The organism is Shewanella sp. MF05960 (genome assembly GCF_050849305.1).
In the GTDB taxonomy this organism is placed as follows: domain Bacteria; phylum Pseudomonadota; class Gammaproteobacteria; order Enterobacterales; family Shewanellaceae; genus Shewanella.
On sequence record NZ_JBOZPS010000004.1, the window covers coordinates 48800 to 64663 of the forward strand.

13 protein-coding genes are annotated in these 15864 nt (G+C 43.7%); 9 read left to right on the forward strand and 4 right to left on the reverse strand.

Annotation, left to right across the window (positions count from 1 at the left end; genetic code table 11):
- Positions 1-194: 194 nt before the first annotated feature.
- Entirely contained in the window at positions 195-1745 is a 1551-nt protein-coding gene (gene norR, locus ACROAE_RS05045) for a nitric oxide reductase transcriptional regulator NorR (RefSeq protein ID WP_432399906.1), read from the forward strand.
- Positions 1746-1941: 196 nt separating this feature from the next.
- Positions 1942-2859, forward strand: a complete 918-nt coding sequence (locus tag ACROAE_RS05050; protein WP_432400132.1) for a L,D-transpeptidase family protein — start codon at positions 1942-1944, stop codon at positions 2857-2859.
- A gap of 148 nt (positions 2860-3007) precedes the next feature.
- On the opposite strand, the gene ACROAE_RS05055 is transcribed toward ACROAE_RS05050, so the two are convergent.
- Positions 3008-3778 (reverse strand): bactofilin family protein, encoded by a 771-nt coding sequence (locus ACROAE_RS05055; protein WP_432399907.1) that lies wholly within the window; start codon positions 3776-3778, stop codon positions 3008-3010.
- A 414-nt stretch (positions 3779-4192) separates the two neighbouring features.
- On the opposite strand from ACROAE_RS05055, the gene zapE reads away from it, so the two are divergent.
- Positions 4193-5458, forward strand: a complete 1266-nt coding sequence (zapE, locus tag ACROAE_RS05060; protein WP_432399909.1) for a cell division protein ZapE — start codon at positions 4193-4195, stop codon at positions 5456-5458.
- Between the two features lie 35 nt (positions 5459-5493).
- On the opposite strand, the gene ACROAE_RS05065 is transcribed toward zapE, so the two are convergent.
- A complete protein-coding gene (locus ACROAE_RS05065; protein ID WP_432399911.1) occupies positions 5494-5796 on the reverse strand; it encodes a DUF3081 domain-containing protein in 303 nt (100 codons plus the stop codon).
- A 146-nt stretch (positions 5797-5942) separates the two neighbouring features.
- Between ACROAE_RS05065 and ACROAE_RS05070 the strand changes: the two genes are divergently transcribed.
- Positions 5943-6896 carry a sodium-dependent bicarbonate transport family permease gene (locus ACROAE_RS05070; protein ID WP_432399912.1) on the forward strand — a complete coding sequence of 318 codons (954 nt, stop codon included), beginning with the start codon at positions 5943-5945 and terminating at the stop codon, positions 6894-6896.
- Positions 6897-6960: 64 nt separating this feature from the next.
- Here ACROAE_RS05070 and ACROAE_RS05075 read toward each other — a convergent pair whose 3' ends face one another.
- Positions 6961-7935: a sensor domain-containing diguanylate cyclase gene (locus tag ACROAE_RS05075; protein ID WP_432399913.1), complete on the reverse strand. Its 975-nt coding sequence runs from the start codon at positions 7933-7935 to the stop codon at positions 6961-6963.
- A gap of 73 nt (positions 7936-8008) precedes the next feature.
- The gene (gene glnE, locus ACROAE_RS05080) at positions 8009-10864 is read right to left on the reverse strand and encodes a bifunctional [glutamate--ammonia ligase]-adenylyl-L-tyrosine phosphorylase/[glutamate--ammonia-ligase] adenylyltransferase (protein WP_432400133.1); all 2856 of its coding nucleotides are present in this window, start codon (positions 10862-10864) and stop codon (positions 8009-8011) included.
- A 158-nt stretch (positions 10865-11022) separates the two neighbouring features.
- Here glnE and ACROAE_RS05085 point away from each other — a divergent pair, with 158 nt between their 5' ends.
- The 5 genes from ACROAE_RS05085 to ACROAE_RS05105 all read left to right on the forward strand — a co-directional run bounded on the left by ACROAE_RS05085 (position 11023) and on the right by ACROAE_RS05105 (position 15862).
- Positions 11023-11991: a hypothetical protein gene (locus ACROAE_RS05085; RefSeq protein WP_432399914.1), complete on the forward strand. Its 969-nt coding sequence runs from the start codon at positions 11023-11025 to the stop codon at positions 11989-11991.
- A 13-nt stretch (positions 11992-12004) separates the two neighbouring features.
- Entirely contained in the window at positions 12005-12904 is a 900-nt protein-coding gene (locus tag ACROAE_RS05090) for a DUF350 domain-containing protein (RefSeq protein ID WP_432399915.1), read from the forward strand.
- 3 nt (positions 12905-12907) lie between these two features.
- Complete coding sequence (locus ACROAE_RS05095; protein ID WP_432399916.1) at positions 12908-14668, forward strand: polyamine aminopropyltransferase; 1761 nt, start codon at positions 12908-12910, stop codon at positions 14666-14668.
- Positions 14669-14747: 79 nt separating this feature from the next.
- On the forward strand, positions 14748-15161 hold the full coding sequence (locus ACROAE_RS05100; RefSeq protein ID WP_160052590.1) for a YjfI family protein: 414 nt from the start codon (positions 14748-14750) through the stop codon (positions 15159-15161).
- An 11-nt stretch (positions 15162-15172) separates the two neighbouring features.
- Complete coding sequence (locus ACROAE_RS05105; protein WP_160052591.1) at positions 15173-15862, forward strand: PspA/IM30 family protein; 690 nt, start codon at positions 15173-15175, stop codon at positions 15860-15862.
- Positions 15863-15864 lie beyond the last annotated feature (2 nt).

Sequence of the window (15864 nt, forward strand, 5' to 3'; positions counted from 1 at the left end):
GACACTGAAACAAGCCGCCGGATTGGCATAACACTAGACTCAAGTAACTCAAGTAACTCAAGTAACTCAAGTAACTCAAGTAAACAAAAAAAGGGCCTTGATGACCTTTTTGTGATCGACGTAACCTCTTTGTTCTTGTTGTTAGATTCACATTTGTCATAATGACAACCACTTAGTTTCTATTGGAGTTGGTCATGGCGATAAGTCAAACAGATCTCACTCGTATCGCCCTTGATATCACAGCAAATTTATCTAATCGCGATCGGTTTTCACGCTTACTGACCACTCTTAGAGAGACCCTAGATTGTGATGCGGCAGCATTATTGTCGTTTCAAGGTCATCAATTTACCCCGTTAGCTATCGATGGTCTCAGTGCAGACGTACTCGGACGACGCTTTATTGTAAATGAACATCCAAGGCTTGAGGCCATTGCACGAGCTGGCGATGTGGTGAGGTTTCCTGCCGACAGCACATTGCCCGACCCGTACGATGGCCTTATTCCTAATCTGGAAGGTGATTTAAAAGTGCATGCTTGCGTGGGATTGCCACTGTTTGCAAATGAACAGTTAATTGGGGCGCTAACCATTGATGCGTTTGACCCAAACAAATTTGATCAATTTACCAATAATGAGCTGCGCAGTATCAGTGCTATTACCGCAGCGTCACTGAATAATGCCTTGTTGATTGATAAGTTAGAAAAACAAGCTAACAACCTCACGATTAGCAGCACTAAACCAACTGGACAATTAGATACTCAAACCGAAATTATTGGTCAAGACGATAATTTTATTGCCTTACTGAACGAGGTTAACGTAGTTGCTGCTACAGAATTAAATGTACTGATTTTAGGCGAAACAGGCACAGGTAAAGAGCTCATCGCCAAGGCGGTACATTTGCACTCACCAAGGGCAAGTAAACCTTTAGTGTATTTAAACTGCGCCGCATTAGCAGAATCTGTGGCCGAGAGTGAATTGTTTGGCCACGTAAAAGGCGCATTTACGGGGGCCATTAGCCATCGCAGTGGCAAGTTTGAAGTCGCTGATAAAGGCACATTATTTTTAGATGAAATTGGTGAATTACCACTAAATTTGCAAGCAAAGTTACTACGGGTGCTGCAATACGGTGATTTACAAAAGGTCGGTGACGATCGCAGTTTAAAAGTGGACGTAAGAATTATTGCCGCCACCAATAAAGATCTTAAAAGCGAAGTCTTATCAGGACGTTTTCGTGCAGATTTATACCATCGATTAAGTGTATTCCCTGTTGTTGTACCGCCACTTAGGGAGCGCCCGCAGGATATTCATTTATTGGCCGGTTTTTTTGTTGAACGCTATCGCCAACAGCTGCAACTCAGCCATTTAGGCTTAGACACTGCTGCGCTATCATTACTGAGCCAATATGACTGGCCAGGTAACATTCGCGAACTTGAACATGCCATTCATCGCGCGGCGGTATTGGCTCGTTCAGCTGGCGTGCACAATGGCATGTGCATGATTCAACCTCAGCACTTTGAGTTTGCTCCACATCACGATGAAAAGGTGCTACCTCATAAAAATATCGGCATTAAACAATCATTAACATCTTTACCACAAATGAACTTACGTGATGCAACAGATCAGTTTCAACGTCAGTTTATTGAACAAGTGCTGGCCCAAACTGAGAGTAATTGGGCTGCGACTGCACGCAGCCTGCAGCTTGATTCTGGCAACTTACACCGTTTAGCTAAACGCTTGGGATTAAAATGAGTAAAGTGCAAAAAAATCAGTTGAGTTTTTAAGTTTAATAAGTGACGATGCGCGCTATAACACCAATTCGATTAATGATGTGATCATTCAGAGAATAATTGGAATTTGCATGGCACAGTATAAATAGTCAAGCTTAGCAAGATATTGTAACCTGACTAATATAACGTCTATTTTTAGGAATAATGTACCCCTTATGATGATTTCGTTACGCACAGCATTCGTAGCCACGACTGCGATATTATTAAGCTTCTCAAGCACTGCGGTTGAATATCGTTTACCGACTAATGGCAGCAAATTAGTCGGTGAGAACCAGTATTATGTGGTTCCACAAGAAGGCAAGCTCACACTAGAGCAAATCGCTGCCAAATTTCAATTAGGCTTAACTAACCTTACCGAAGCCAACCCGGGTGTCGATCCATTTTTACCAAAACCAGGTAGCACGTTAATTATTCCTCACCAGTTAATTCTGCCAGACACTAAGCAAGAAGGCATTGTAATTAACTCTGCTGAAATGCGTTTATATTATTATCCGAAGGGTAAAAATATTGTTGAAGTATTGCCTATCGGTATTGGCCAAATAGGCCGTGATACTCCAGAAAACTGGGTTACCACTGTACAACGTAAACGCGCTAACCCAACGTGGACGCCAACGGCAAATACTCGTCGTATTTATGCCTCTAACGGCATTACCTTACCCGCAGTGTGGCCTGCTGGCCCAGATAATCCAATGGGGTTATATGCACTGTATGTCGGTAACCTATTTGCGGTTCACGGCACTAACGCCACATTTGGTATAGGTTTACGTGTTAGCTCTGGTTGTATCCGTTTACGCGACGAAGACATTAAACACTTATTTGAAACTGTGCCGGTTGGTACTCGTGTTGAATTTTTAAATAAACCGATCAAGGCAACTGCGGAGCCAGATGGCAGTCGTTATCTTGAAGTGCATGAGCCATTGTCTAAAACTCAAGCTGAGTTTGATTCAAAAGAGCCGGTTGCGTTAACGTTAGACAAGAACATGACGCGTTTTCTGGCTCACCCAGAAACAGACTCAACAACATTAAAACGTTTATTAGAAAAACGTACTGGTATGCCAACACGCATTAATCCATAAATGCTCTTGGCCTTCATAGGCAAAGTGTATTAACAAAAATGGCTTGATTACTCCGGTTTAGCGGATGTTAATCAAGCCATTTTTTATTGTTGACGTTTAAATGTCTACATTCACTCAAGGAGTTTACTCAATCAAAGTGTCATGGCAATCAAGGTCTTAGTTCAATATCTTGCTCATTGGTTTCATCGGTATTGAGTGTATCACCTAGAGTTTGATTGGTTTGCTCCAATGCATGCAAGTCTTCCATCGCGGTATTGATATCAGTTTGTCCTGCACCAATAAGCTCTTCACGCTGCTCGACAAATGCACTTTGCTGCTCAACATCCTGCATTAATAATGCAGCATCATCTTCGGTTATATCATTTAAGGTTTGCTGAGACTGACTGGCTTGGTTTGTGACAGGATCAGGCGACACATTTGGCGACATGATGACTGAGTTTATTTGCGGTAAAAATAGAATACCCGCAACAATAATGGCTCCAGCCAAAGCAGCATAAGCCCATTTAGGGGATGACGCAGATTTATTTGAGTCGGTCATGGCAGGCATATTAACCGCGGTAGAACCCGCTTCTGGTTCAGGCAGCACTGACGCCTCTGGCCCTTTGGTACGCATACCAATAAACTGGCCGCCATCGTAAATTTCCATTTGATGACTCGACACTTCGCCGTCAACGACGCCAGAACTGACAATGACTAATTTATTACAATGTAATTTACCTTTAAACACACCTGAGACGCGCATTTCCTGACAAAACACTTCACCTTCAACTTCGCCGCCAACAGCAATCTCAATTTGATGACTTGAACTAATTTTACCTTTGGTTTTGCCAGCAATCATTGCAGGACCACGAATGCTCATATCGCCCGCTAATGACATGTCAGCACCTATGTAGGTTATCCCCTTATTCTTATTATTCACTTAGCATCCTTTTCGGGTTTGAGTAGGGCGTGTTTATCTTTGTTTATTTTTTATGTTGAGAGCTAAAATGGCTTTAGGCAAGGCGGATAATTGTGGGCATAGTTGCTCTACGTCGAGATTATTCAACGCGGCATAAAGCCATTTTAGCCTCAACCCTACGGGCAGTGGCTATTTTCCAGCCATACTGCCCACAAATTCACTAATTTAGCAGGCTAAACGGCGTTCATTTGCGATTGTCTGACAGAAAAATTGCCGACTGCATAATTTATCAACAAAGATAAACACGCCCTTGGGTTAATAAATTGTTACAGGCAACCATGAATCTTAAAGTAAATATGCAGCATAATAAAGCCTACGATTCATGCTATATTACCTAGATCAACAATTTGCCTTTTGTGTTACGTTTATATCCTTATGTCGACATCCGCTAACAATAAATCCAGCTCCCCATCGGTAATTGCACGCTCAAATGCCGCTTTATCTCAAGTCGCAACGGATTCTCCATTACAGGCATACCAAAAAGCATTAAACGAAAACCTGCAACAAGACCCCGCACAGCAGCAAGCATTGTTGGCATTAGAGGCGCTTTATCAGCAGCATATAACCACAACATCAGCTGTAAAAGGCTTGTACATGTGGGGTGATGTTGGCCGGGGGAAAACCTTTTTAATGGACTTGTTCTATCAGTGCATTAATCAATACCATCTCGGTAAGCAATACCATCGCGATAATCAAGCACCGATATTACGTCTGCACTTTCATCGATTTATGGCCATGATCCACCAGCAACTTAATCAAACCTCTGGGATCCGCGATCCTCTCACCCATATTGCCAAACAGATCGCCTCGCAATATCAACTCATTTGTTTTGATGAGTTTTTTGTGTCAGACATTGGTGATGCGATTTTGCTGGCTCGGCTGTTTGATACTCTATTCCACTCAGGGGTAACCTTAGTGGCTACGTCCAATATTCCAATTGTCGACTTATACAAAAACGGTTTACAGCGCGATCGTTTTTTACCGACAATCGATTTACTGCAGCGTTTTACCCAAGAGATCCACCTTGATGGTGATAAAGATCATCGCATGTCTCTGGCGGCTTCGCGGCAGCACCCTCAAACATCATTAGCCTGGGTTTCTCTGCCATCAATTGAAGATGCTGATGATATCTTTACTCAAATGAGCCAATTATTTAGCCATACCAGTGTGCCAAAAATCTCTCAACAGATTTTACGGATCTGCCAGCGCGACATTGCTATCGAAGCACGGCATGACCGACTTGGCTGGTTTGAATTTTCTGCATTATGTGAAGGCCCAAGATCAGCATTAGATTATATAGAAATTGCCAGTCAATTTAGCTACGTGTTACTAAGTAACGTGCCCCAGCTAGGTGGTCAAGTTCGCAGTTGGATTAGAGCAAGAGGCACTGAAGATGGTTCGCAAGCCACTGTAACCGGTGAGCGTCAATTAGCGTATGCGAGCGAGGACGATCCCGCGCGGCGCTTTATTAGTTTGGTGGATGAACTGTATGATCAAAAAGTCATTTTGATCATACACAGTCACTGGTTGTTAGATGAGTTATATCTCGATGGGGCGCTATCATTTGAATTTAGGCGCACTTATAGCCGCTTAACAGAAATGAAGCAGTGGGCGATATCTGCAGCAAACGAGCACGCATAACGGCTCAATGACCCCGTTTGACGTACCGCGTCAATTTATGCAGCTTGATAATTTTCGACGTCACTAAAACGACGCAAAAAATTGTCTAACGCATCATTAGACGGGTATTCAAACTGGTATTTATTGTGAAAAAACACCGTTAAGCTTACCTGTGCATCCGACAATACAATGGTGTAACCGTCATGATCGGTTTGCGCACTAATGCCGCATAAATAATAGTCGTTACCAAAGACATTGTTTTTGGTCTCATCGTTGTCAGCCATACGTTTTTCACCGTATTGAGTCACTTTATTAAACACTTTTAACGCTCGGTGAATATCAATTTCATTTTTCATCATATACATCCGGTGAACTACACATATCCTACAATACGCTCACAACAACAATGCTGTCCAATTGTCTTAAAAAAATGCTTAAAACAGTTCCATTTCACCCTGCAACAAGGCAGAATCGCCGTACTTCATAACAGACAGAACCCAATACTATGCCTGATATTGTGATCGCTTTTTTTGCCCTTGGTTTAATTGCGGGGTTAATTAAGTCAGATTTAAAAGTCCCCAAAGCCACCTACGAAACCTTGTCTATTTTACTGATGTTAACCCTTGGCCTTAAAGGCGGTATGGCGTTACACGGTGAAACCGCCAATCTAGCAATATCTGAATTACTGGCTGTGATCGCATTAGGATTTATTATCCCACTGAGCTTGTACCCTCTTTTACGCAAACTCATTAAATTACCGCAAAAAGAAGCCATTAGCATTGCAGCCCATTATGGATCGGTGAGTGCGGGAACTTTTGCTGTAGTGATGGCGATGGTCGATAAATCGCAATGGCCATTACGCCCTGAAACGACCTTGTATTTAGTGTTACTCGAATTGCCAGCCATTATCATTATGTTGTGGCTACATCGGTACTTACAGGCTAAAACCGCTGGCAATGAAGTGCACTCGTCTGCGGGCAGTATTTTGCATGAGGCTCTCACAAGTCGCGGGGTCGTATTGCTCTGTGGTGGCGTTGTGATTGGCTGGCTATACGGCACCAGTGGCATGGCGCCTTTAACACCAATGTTGCTTGCCGGATTTAAAACCTTGTTAGCCTTGTTCTTACTTGAAATGGGGATCAGTACGGCTAAAGTGTGTTTTCCTATTCCCTATAAACAATGGCGTTTATTGGCTTTTGCTGCGGTGGCACCGTTTGTGTTGGCGTGGGTTGGTATCGGATTAGGCTTTGCGCTTGAGTTGCCCTCTGGCAGCATTTTAGTATTAGCCGGATTAAGTGCCAGTGCCTCATATATTGCCGCTCCTGCAGCAATTAAAGCCGCGATCCCAGATGCCAATATTGGGCTGGCCATGTTGGCATCACTCGGAATTACGTTCCCTGTGAATGTGCTTATTGGCTTGCCACTTTATCAAATGTGGATTGAACAACTCTTGATGTAATTGCGTATCAAAAAAAAAAGGCCCACTCACAAATATTGTCAGTGGGCCTGTTTATTTTATCCACTTAATCGCTTTTATGATGCTTCGCTTTTTCGATAAACATGGCTTGATCGGCAAGTGCGAGGTATTCACATAAATCCATATCTTGTTTAGCATGACGGCTCACCACACCTTGGCTGTAAGCTAATGCATAAGATTTACCATTTTGTTGGTTGTGTTGCTTCACTAAATCACTAAAGCGTTGTAACAATGAGTCGACAGAGATCTGCTCACTCTGGCTCTGGCTAAGTAAGACCACAAACTCATCGCCGGCAAAGCGTGCTATAACATCCGACTCTCTAAAGCAGTTAATCAACAACTCAGCAAAACACTTAAGAGCAATATCACCTTCTTCATGACCAAATTTATCGTTAATTTCTTTGAAATAATCGAGATCAAAAAAGATGAGATTTGTGTTTAAGCCCAGTCGGTCAGTATTGGCGAGGGTTTTCTCTGCTAATAATTCAAATCCACGTCGATTAGAAATCGCAGTGAGTGCATCCAATGTATTTTGCTGAATCGATAACAATTCACCTTCAACTAATCGGCCTAAATCTTCTAAAGCCTGCTCATCTTCCAGGCTAAATTCCTTGGGTTTATCGTCAATAATACACAATGTTCCCACCCGCATACCATTTGGCATGGTTAACGGAAAACCGGCATAAAAACGAATATTAGGCGCGGCAAGCACCAGCGGATTGTCAGCAAAACGGGGATCATTTAAGGCATCTGGCACAATCATGATTTTAGGTTGATTAATGGCATGGCCACAAAATGAAATATCTCGGCTCGTTTCGCATACATCTATGCCTTGCACCGATTTAAACCATTGTCGATCGCTGTCGATCAAATTTACTACACTAATCGATACCGAAAATAGGCGTCGTGCGAGTCGGGTAATACGATCGAAACGTTCTTCAGACATGGTGTCGAGTATGCGCAACCCTCTGAGGGTTTCGAGTCGCGAGTGCTCATTTTCAGGTATCGGAGCTAACAGCATTAATACCGCCTTTGACTAAAACAGATGCTCTAATCAAAGCAGTAAAATGCTGCTATTTCAAGCTAAAACCTGTTTAGACAGATAATATTTCATTATAAATTTCAATGACAGCGTCGGTTTTTTGTTCCACTGCATGATGAGGTAACTTACCGGGTAATTGTTGTAACGTCAGTTCATGGTTTTCATCACGTAGCCAACAATATGTTTGCGTTAGGTGCTGCGCGTGCATGACCGGAATTAACTCTAAGTCCGCTAGCACCTCAAAAATCCGCACATTGTCAGACCAAATGGTCAATTCTTGATGTTGGTGTGCGTAAGCAAGGACTAAGTATTGGGCAATAAACTCGATGTCAGCAATGCCACCCGCACTTTGTTTAAGATCAAACAGCCCTGGTTCAGCGTGCAATAAATGATCGCGCATTTTAGTGCGCATATCGCGTACCGCCTTTGCAAGCTCAGTTTGATCCCGTTCAAGTTGTAATATTTGTCCGCGGACTTCACTAAATCGCGCTGCTAATACATTGTCTCCAAATACAAAACGTGCCCTAACCAATGCTTGATGTTCCCATGTCCAAGCTTCGGTTAATTGATATTGGCCAAACTGCTCTATTTCGCTCACTAACAACCCCGATGCGCCCGATGGACGCAAGCGCATATCGACCTCGTATAACTCACCCGAGGTAGTACGAGTGGCAAATAAATGCACGATACGCTGAGCCAGTTTTAAATAAAAATGACTATTATCGATTGGTCGTTCACCATTGGTGCTACCCGCACCGCTATGACCATGCAAAAACACCAAATCTAAATCTGAGCCGTAACCCAGCTCAATACCACCTAACTTACCGTAACCTATTACCGCAAAGCCCATGTTACTTGGGCTTGTGCCTTCTGGCACACCATGTCGAGCTGCAACCTGGTGCCAGGCTTGTAGCACGACCTGTTCAATAATCGCTTCTGCCAAAAAGGTTAAATGATCGCTCACTTGCATCACAGGCAATACACCTGTGACATCGGCGGCGGCAATTTTTAATTGCTGTGACAGCTTAAACTGTCGCAGTGCTTCCATTTGCTGTTCCATGTCATCTTCTGGCACGCGCAGTAAATATTGGCGTAACTCACTTGGATAATCATCAATGGAGGTAATATCGTATAGCTGCGATGGGTCAATGAGCTCATCAAGCAGCATGGGGAAGTTAGCCAGCTCTCGCGCAATCCACGGACTGGCACAACATAAGCTCACTAATTGCTGCCTTGCTCCTGGGTTTTCACATAATAATTCAAGGTAGGTGGTGCGGGTTAAAATTTTATCCAGTACGTTAGATACCGGCTTAAATGCCAAGCTGGGAGTCGATTGATTAAATAACTCTTCAAGCAGTTTTGGCATGAGTTTGTCTAAGGTTTCACGGCCACGAGGGCCAATTGAGCGTTTAGACACGGTTTGACGCCAATCACTTAACATTGGCCAAAGCGCTTCATCTTCGATTTGCTGCTCTTGCAGTAACGTTGCGGCATCATCATCTTGTTGAATATTCCAAAACAAAGATGACCAGTGATCGTTGTAATCTTGATTATCACTGCCACCCACAGTGGCATTAAAATGGCCGTGAATGGTAGACATCGCATCTGCAATTTGTTGCCGTAATTGCGCTTCATCGGCAAGATCGAGCGGTACGCACAATCGTTGCCAATCAAGATCATTATTGGGTAACGTTTGCGTTTGCTTGTCGTCGATGGCTTGTAATAAATTTTCCACTCGGCGCAGTAAAATATAACTGTGTTTAAGCTCATCGACTGCGAGATACTCTAATTGCCCGAGGCTATATAAGGTATCGATGGCACCGAATAAACTTTGTTGGCGTAACGCGGGTTCGCGGCCGCCACGGATTAACTGAAAGCTTTGCACCACGAACTCGACTTCACGGATCCCGCCAGCGCCCAGCTTAATGTTGTCGGTTAATTGCCTGCGTCTGACTTCTTGGGCAATCAGTTGCTTCATTTTACGTAATGATTCAATGGCAGAGAAATCGATATAACGTCGATAAACAAACGGGCGCAATAGATCGTGCAGTTCGTCGCAATAACCACTCCAAGGCCCCAGTACACGAGCCTTCACCATGGCGTAGCGTTCCCAATCGCGCCCTTGCTCTTGGTAATAATCTTCTAAACCACTAAAACTGACGACTAACGGTCCGCTTTCGCCATAAGGACGCAGGCGCATGTCGACACGAAATACAAAACCGTCAACGGTGACTTGGTCAAGTATGTTAACGAGTCGCTGACCCATTTTGATAAAAAACTGTTGATTAGCTTGAGTACGACGTCCGCCGACCGTCTCGCCATGTTCAGAAAAGGTAAAGATTAAATCGATGTCGGATGAAAAATTAAGCTCACGCCCCCCCAACTTGCCCATACCCAATATCAGTAACGGCTGCGGCTTACCCTCAGCGCTTGTTGGGGTGCCAAATTGTTTACACATGTCTTGATAGACCCAATCGCGGCCCGCAATAACCAAGGCTTCAGCGAGAGAAGACAAATCAAGTAACGATGCTTCAACTGCGGCGTAGTTTACAAAGTCGCGCCACGCTAACCGTACCATTTGCAGATTACGATAACGTCGTAAAACAGATTTTGCTTGTTCTTCTTGAGTAATGTCTTCTAAAAGTGCATGTATTTCGACATCAAACTGACTGCGTATAACGTCTTCTAATAGTCCATCAAATAGCTTGGGGATCCATTCAGGGTGACGACATAATTGCTCAGCAATAAAATCACTTAGGCCAAACACTAACTTTAATTCCTGTTGTTGCTCGGCAGTCAATGCTGTTTTAGCGCCGGGCCAAACTTCGCAAAGTCTTAACCAGTAACGATCTGCTGTTTCCACTAGCGCTGCAGATAACACCTTGTTACTTTGGTTTTGCATGGCAATTAATATCCCTAAAGAAAATGAATGTTGGACATATTATGTCGTGAATGCTATATCTAATGATCAGTCTATTGATGCAGATTAATATCATTGACATCAAGATTACTATAACCTGTGTCATATTGAATTAGCACATGAAAAATCTACATTTTGGAGAAAACATGGTAGGTCACCTCCCCCGTGTACTCACATTGATAACCGTGATGATTGTTGCACTGGCCCTAAGCGCCTGCGGCGACGACAGACCGGAGCAAATTGCTAAGTACCAGCAGTTAACGCAACAGCGTCTTGAGTTACTTGCTACATCGCTTAAAGACGATCAATTACGCAACGCCAATCTACTGAAGCAATACACCAGTATTTTAGCCAAACGTCAGCCTGATCTCACCCCTTTGCTTGATGAGCTTGCCAAAGATGCAGGCACAGACGGACCTATGTTCCAGTCGCTAACGCGTCGTTATAAAGATCTGAGTAATAGTGCAAACTTTGTCGACCTAGATCAGCAGTTGGCCGAGGCGCAAAATATTTATCAAGCCGCCGACACGAGCTTATATAACGACATGTTATCTGATCCGGTTAACGTGGTTGCCGATATGTCTAAAGGCCAATTAGCCCGAGTCAATGCTATTAGCCGTGAAGCTGAAGCACTGGCCAATGGCACTGATGGTAGCGGTGCGGGTAGCCAACTTGTTGGCAACCCGGCTTATGGCAGCTGGCAAAACAACTCAAGTGGTATGTCTATTTGGGCTTGGTACGGCATGTATGCGATGTTCTCAAACTTTTCGCGCCCTATTGGTTATGACAGCTGGTCAAATCGTCGCGGTTACAGCTATTACAACGATGTTGGCCGTTATCGCTACACATCGCCAAAACAAGCCACCTCACAAGCTAAAACGTTTGAACAAACGAAGAAGCGTTTTGACAGCCAAGGTAAGCGTTTTGATAGCCCTTATGCTAAAACTCGCACAGGCTCAACAACCTTGTCGCGCCAGAGCGCTAGCGCACCAAAACCCAGTAGCACGACTCGAACAGCAAGCTCTAGCAGCAAATTTCGTTCGAATTATTCTAAAGACAGCAGTTTTCGTAACTCAAGCAGCCGCACAAGTCGCGGTGTTAGCCGTGGTAAATAGGTAAGGACTCCCCATGACATTTTTTCAAGAATATGGCTTAACTCAACCACTGGCGATCATCTTAGCAATCGACTTAAGTATCGCCATTGTGTTACTGGCATTGATGCGTTACTTACAGGGTTGGAGCATCAAAGTGAACAGCAGCGCCGAATTGGCTGAGCGTGATAATTTTGCTTTTGGTATTAGCACCGCCGGTGCTGTTGCCGCATTAGGCATTGTCCTCACGGGAGCCATTACCGGCGAAGCCGCACCATCATACCTAACCGAAGCCATTGGCATGTCGGCTTATGGTTTGTTTGGTCTAGTGCTGATTAAACTAGGTCGCTTTTTACATGACAAAATCGCGTTAAACGAATTTGCTAAAAATGCAGAGATTTTAAAAGGTAACGTTTCTGTTGCTATCGTTGATGCCGCAGCAGCCATTGCAACTGCGATTATTATTCGCGCTGTGCTGATGTGGGCAGAAGACATCACCCTCGATACCTTCATCGCTATTTTCAGTGCGTTTTTAATCTCACAACTCATATTGGTATTGTTAACCCGTTTACGTGAGCGTCGTTATGCTAAACGTAATCAAAACGCATCGATGCAACAAGCATTAGTACAAGGGCAAACAGCCTTAGCACTGCGTCACAGTGGGTACATGATTGCCATGGCATTAAGCTTTAATGCCGCCAGTCATTTTATTATTTATCAGCCAACGGCTTACGTAACCAACATTATCGGTTGGTTTGTATTCTCGTTAATTATGCTTGTCGCACTGTCTTTACTCATTGCCTTAGTGAAAAAGCTGGTTTTAGCGGGGATCAACCTGGCTGAAGAAGTTGAAAAGCAGCACAACATTGGTATTGCCGCAGTAGAAATGGCAATCAGTATTGCTGTTGCGCTTATTTTAACGGCGTTGATGGCGTAATTTATGACAACCCCTTTGCTTGAATCTAGCCCCGACGCATTACCACAAGGGGGCGAAGAGCAAAGCCCCCCAGTATCTCGCAATGTGTCGTGGTTTGATGATGCCCTTTTACTGGGCATTATGGCTGCACTAGCGGGATGCGGCCTTATTTACGAATATCTATTATCACACTATGCAGGGCGCATCTTAGGTGCGCTAGAAGCAGCCATTTACACCATGATTGGCTTAATGATTGTGTCGATGGGTTTTGGTGCATTCGCTGCCCGCAAAATCAAATGTGCTTTTACCGGTTTTGCCATGCTCGAATTAACGGTGGCAATGTGCGGCTCTTTTGCCATTATCATTACGGCTGCTGTTATCGGCTTTGGTCAGCAATTACCTCTCACCATTGCCAATACCCTTGGCTTACCACCTGATCATTTACCTAATGGCGGCTTTATTGCCAGCTTACAAACCTTAAGCGAATACTTACCTTACGTTTGGGGCGTATTACTCGGGTTAATGATTGGTATGGAAATCCCATTAATTGCGCGAGTACGGCAATCCTTATCTGAAGCACACTTACTGCATAACGCCGGCACCATATATGGTGCCGATTACATTGGTGCAGGTATTGGTGCGGCTATTTGGGTTGGGTTTATGCTGGCGATTGATATTCAACTGGCTGCGGCATTGACGGCCAGTGTGAACTTACTGGCAGGTCTTGCGTTTATATGGCGTTTTTGGGCACAGATCCGTCACGTGAAACTCCTGCTTGTAGGCCATATTATAGCCAGTGTTGTGATTGGTTTATTGGCCATTAAAGGCCCAACGTGGGAACAGCACTTTAATAACCTGCTGTATAAAGACCATGTGGTGTACGCCAAAGCCACGCGGTTCCAGCAGCTCAACTTTACAGAACGTTTGCGCGGTGGCGGATTGCCTCCCGTTTATAATTTATACATTAATGGGCGTCTGCAATTTTCTAGCAGCGACGAGCATATTTATCACAGCTTTTTAGTGCACCCAACCCTGGCGGCCAGTGCCCGTCATGACAATGTATTAATTATTGGCGGTGGTGACGGCCTTGGGCTTAAACAAGTGCTTAAATGGCAACCTAAAGCCGTTACTCTGATGGATTTAGACCAAGATCTATTAACATTATTTCAATCGCCTCCTGCAGATATGCCGCAACATTTAAGTGATGCGTTACTGACATTAAATGGTGATGCCTTAAATGATCCTCGTTTAACCTTGATGGTTGATGACGCTTTTAACGGCGTCGATAAATTGATCCGTAATGGCCAAATGTTTGATGCCATCATTGTTGATTTGCCAGACCCGAGCCATCCTGATTTAAACAAACTCTATTCTGACTTATTTTACAGAAAGCTGAATGAATTACTCAATGCAGATGGTGTGATTACAGTGCAATCAACCTCGCCTTATCATGCGCCTAATGCTTTTATTTCAGTGGGTAAAACGCTCAGCGCAGCAGGGTTTAACGTTAAACAATATCATCATAACGTGCCCAGTTTTGGCGAATGGGGTTGGAGTATTGCCACTAAAACAGGCAAAGATGCTCAGCAGCGATTAACGGTTTTACAGCAAATCCCGGTACCTGAGGACTGGTTAACGCCAGGACTTATTCATGGTGCGTTTGAATTCCCAAAGCATTTTTATGATGATATAGACAAAATCAAAGTGAACGAAATAGGCTCACTCCAGCTGTATAACTATCACTTAGCGGCTTGGTCAGAAAACGAACTAATAAATCTTTTTTAATTGGACCAGATAGCACTTGACATATTATGTCTAGATGCTATCTTTACTCACAGACATAATATGTCAATTAAGGACGAATATGAACATCCATACTATTGCGAGTCACCTAAACGGACTATGCGACCAAAGCCAAACCGGCTTTCAGTTTGACTGCTATCCGATTGATGGTGATGTTGAAGTGTTACAAGTTAATGTTGTTGGCCGTGAAGAAATTCCGGTGTTTGTATCAGTAACTGACAACCAAATATTGTGTATCAGTTATTTATGGGGCGAAAACGAAGTAAACCAGGCCCGCCGCGCTGAAATGTTTGAGACCATGTTAGAGCTCAACATTCCAATGCCATTATCTTCATTTGCAAAAATTGATGATAAGTACGTGGTTTACGGTGCATTGTCAGTGCAATCAAGCATGATTGAAATTGAACAAGAATTAGCAGTACTGTCAGACAACTGTCTGGAAGTTATCGACGAACTCGTCGAATTTTTAAACTAAGGAGCCACATTATGGGCATTCTAAACAAGATTCTTACAGCGTTTCGTGGTGGTGCAACAGAAGTTGGCCAGAGTATCGTAGACGCAAACTCAACACGTATTTTTGAACAAGAAATTCGTGATGCAGAAAAGCATTTAACCAAAGCTAAACGTGAGCTAACTGACGTCATGGCCAAAGAAATGCAAGCCAGTCGTGAAATTGATCGTCTAAAACGCAGTGTTGCAGAGCATGAAGGCTATGTGACCCAGGCGCTAGATAAAGGCAATGAAGCGTTAGCAATCGAAATTGCTGAAAAAATTGCTCAACTAGACGAGGAATTGTCCGAACAGCAAACCGCTAACGACAGCTTTAGTTCACACGCTGTACGTTTAAAAGATTTAGTGAAAAAGACCGAACGTCAATTGTCTGATTATCAACGTCAATTAACCATGGTTAAAACCACTGAAAGCGTACAAAAAGCGACAGCAACCATTACTGACTCATTTGCGTCTAGCAATTCAAAACTGCTTAATGCTAAAGACTCGTTAGAGCGTATTAAAGCGCGCCAGCAACAGTTTGATGACCGCTTAAAAGCGTCTGAAACCCTAGCTGAAGAAAACAGCGACAAGTCTCTGCACAAGAAGTTAGCAGAAGCCGGTATTGGCGAGCAGAAGTCAAATGCCAACGCTGTGTTAGATCGTATTAAAGCGCGTAAGGGTTAATT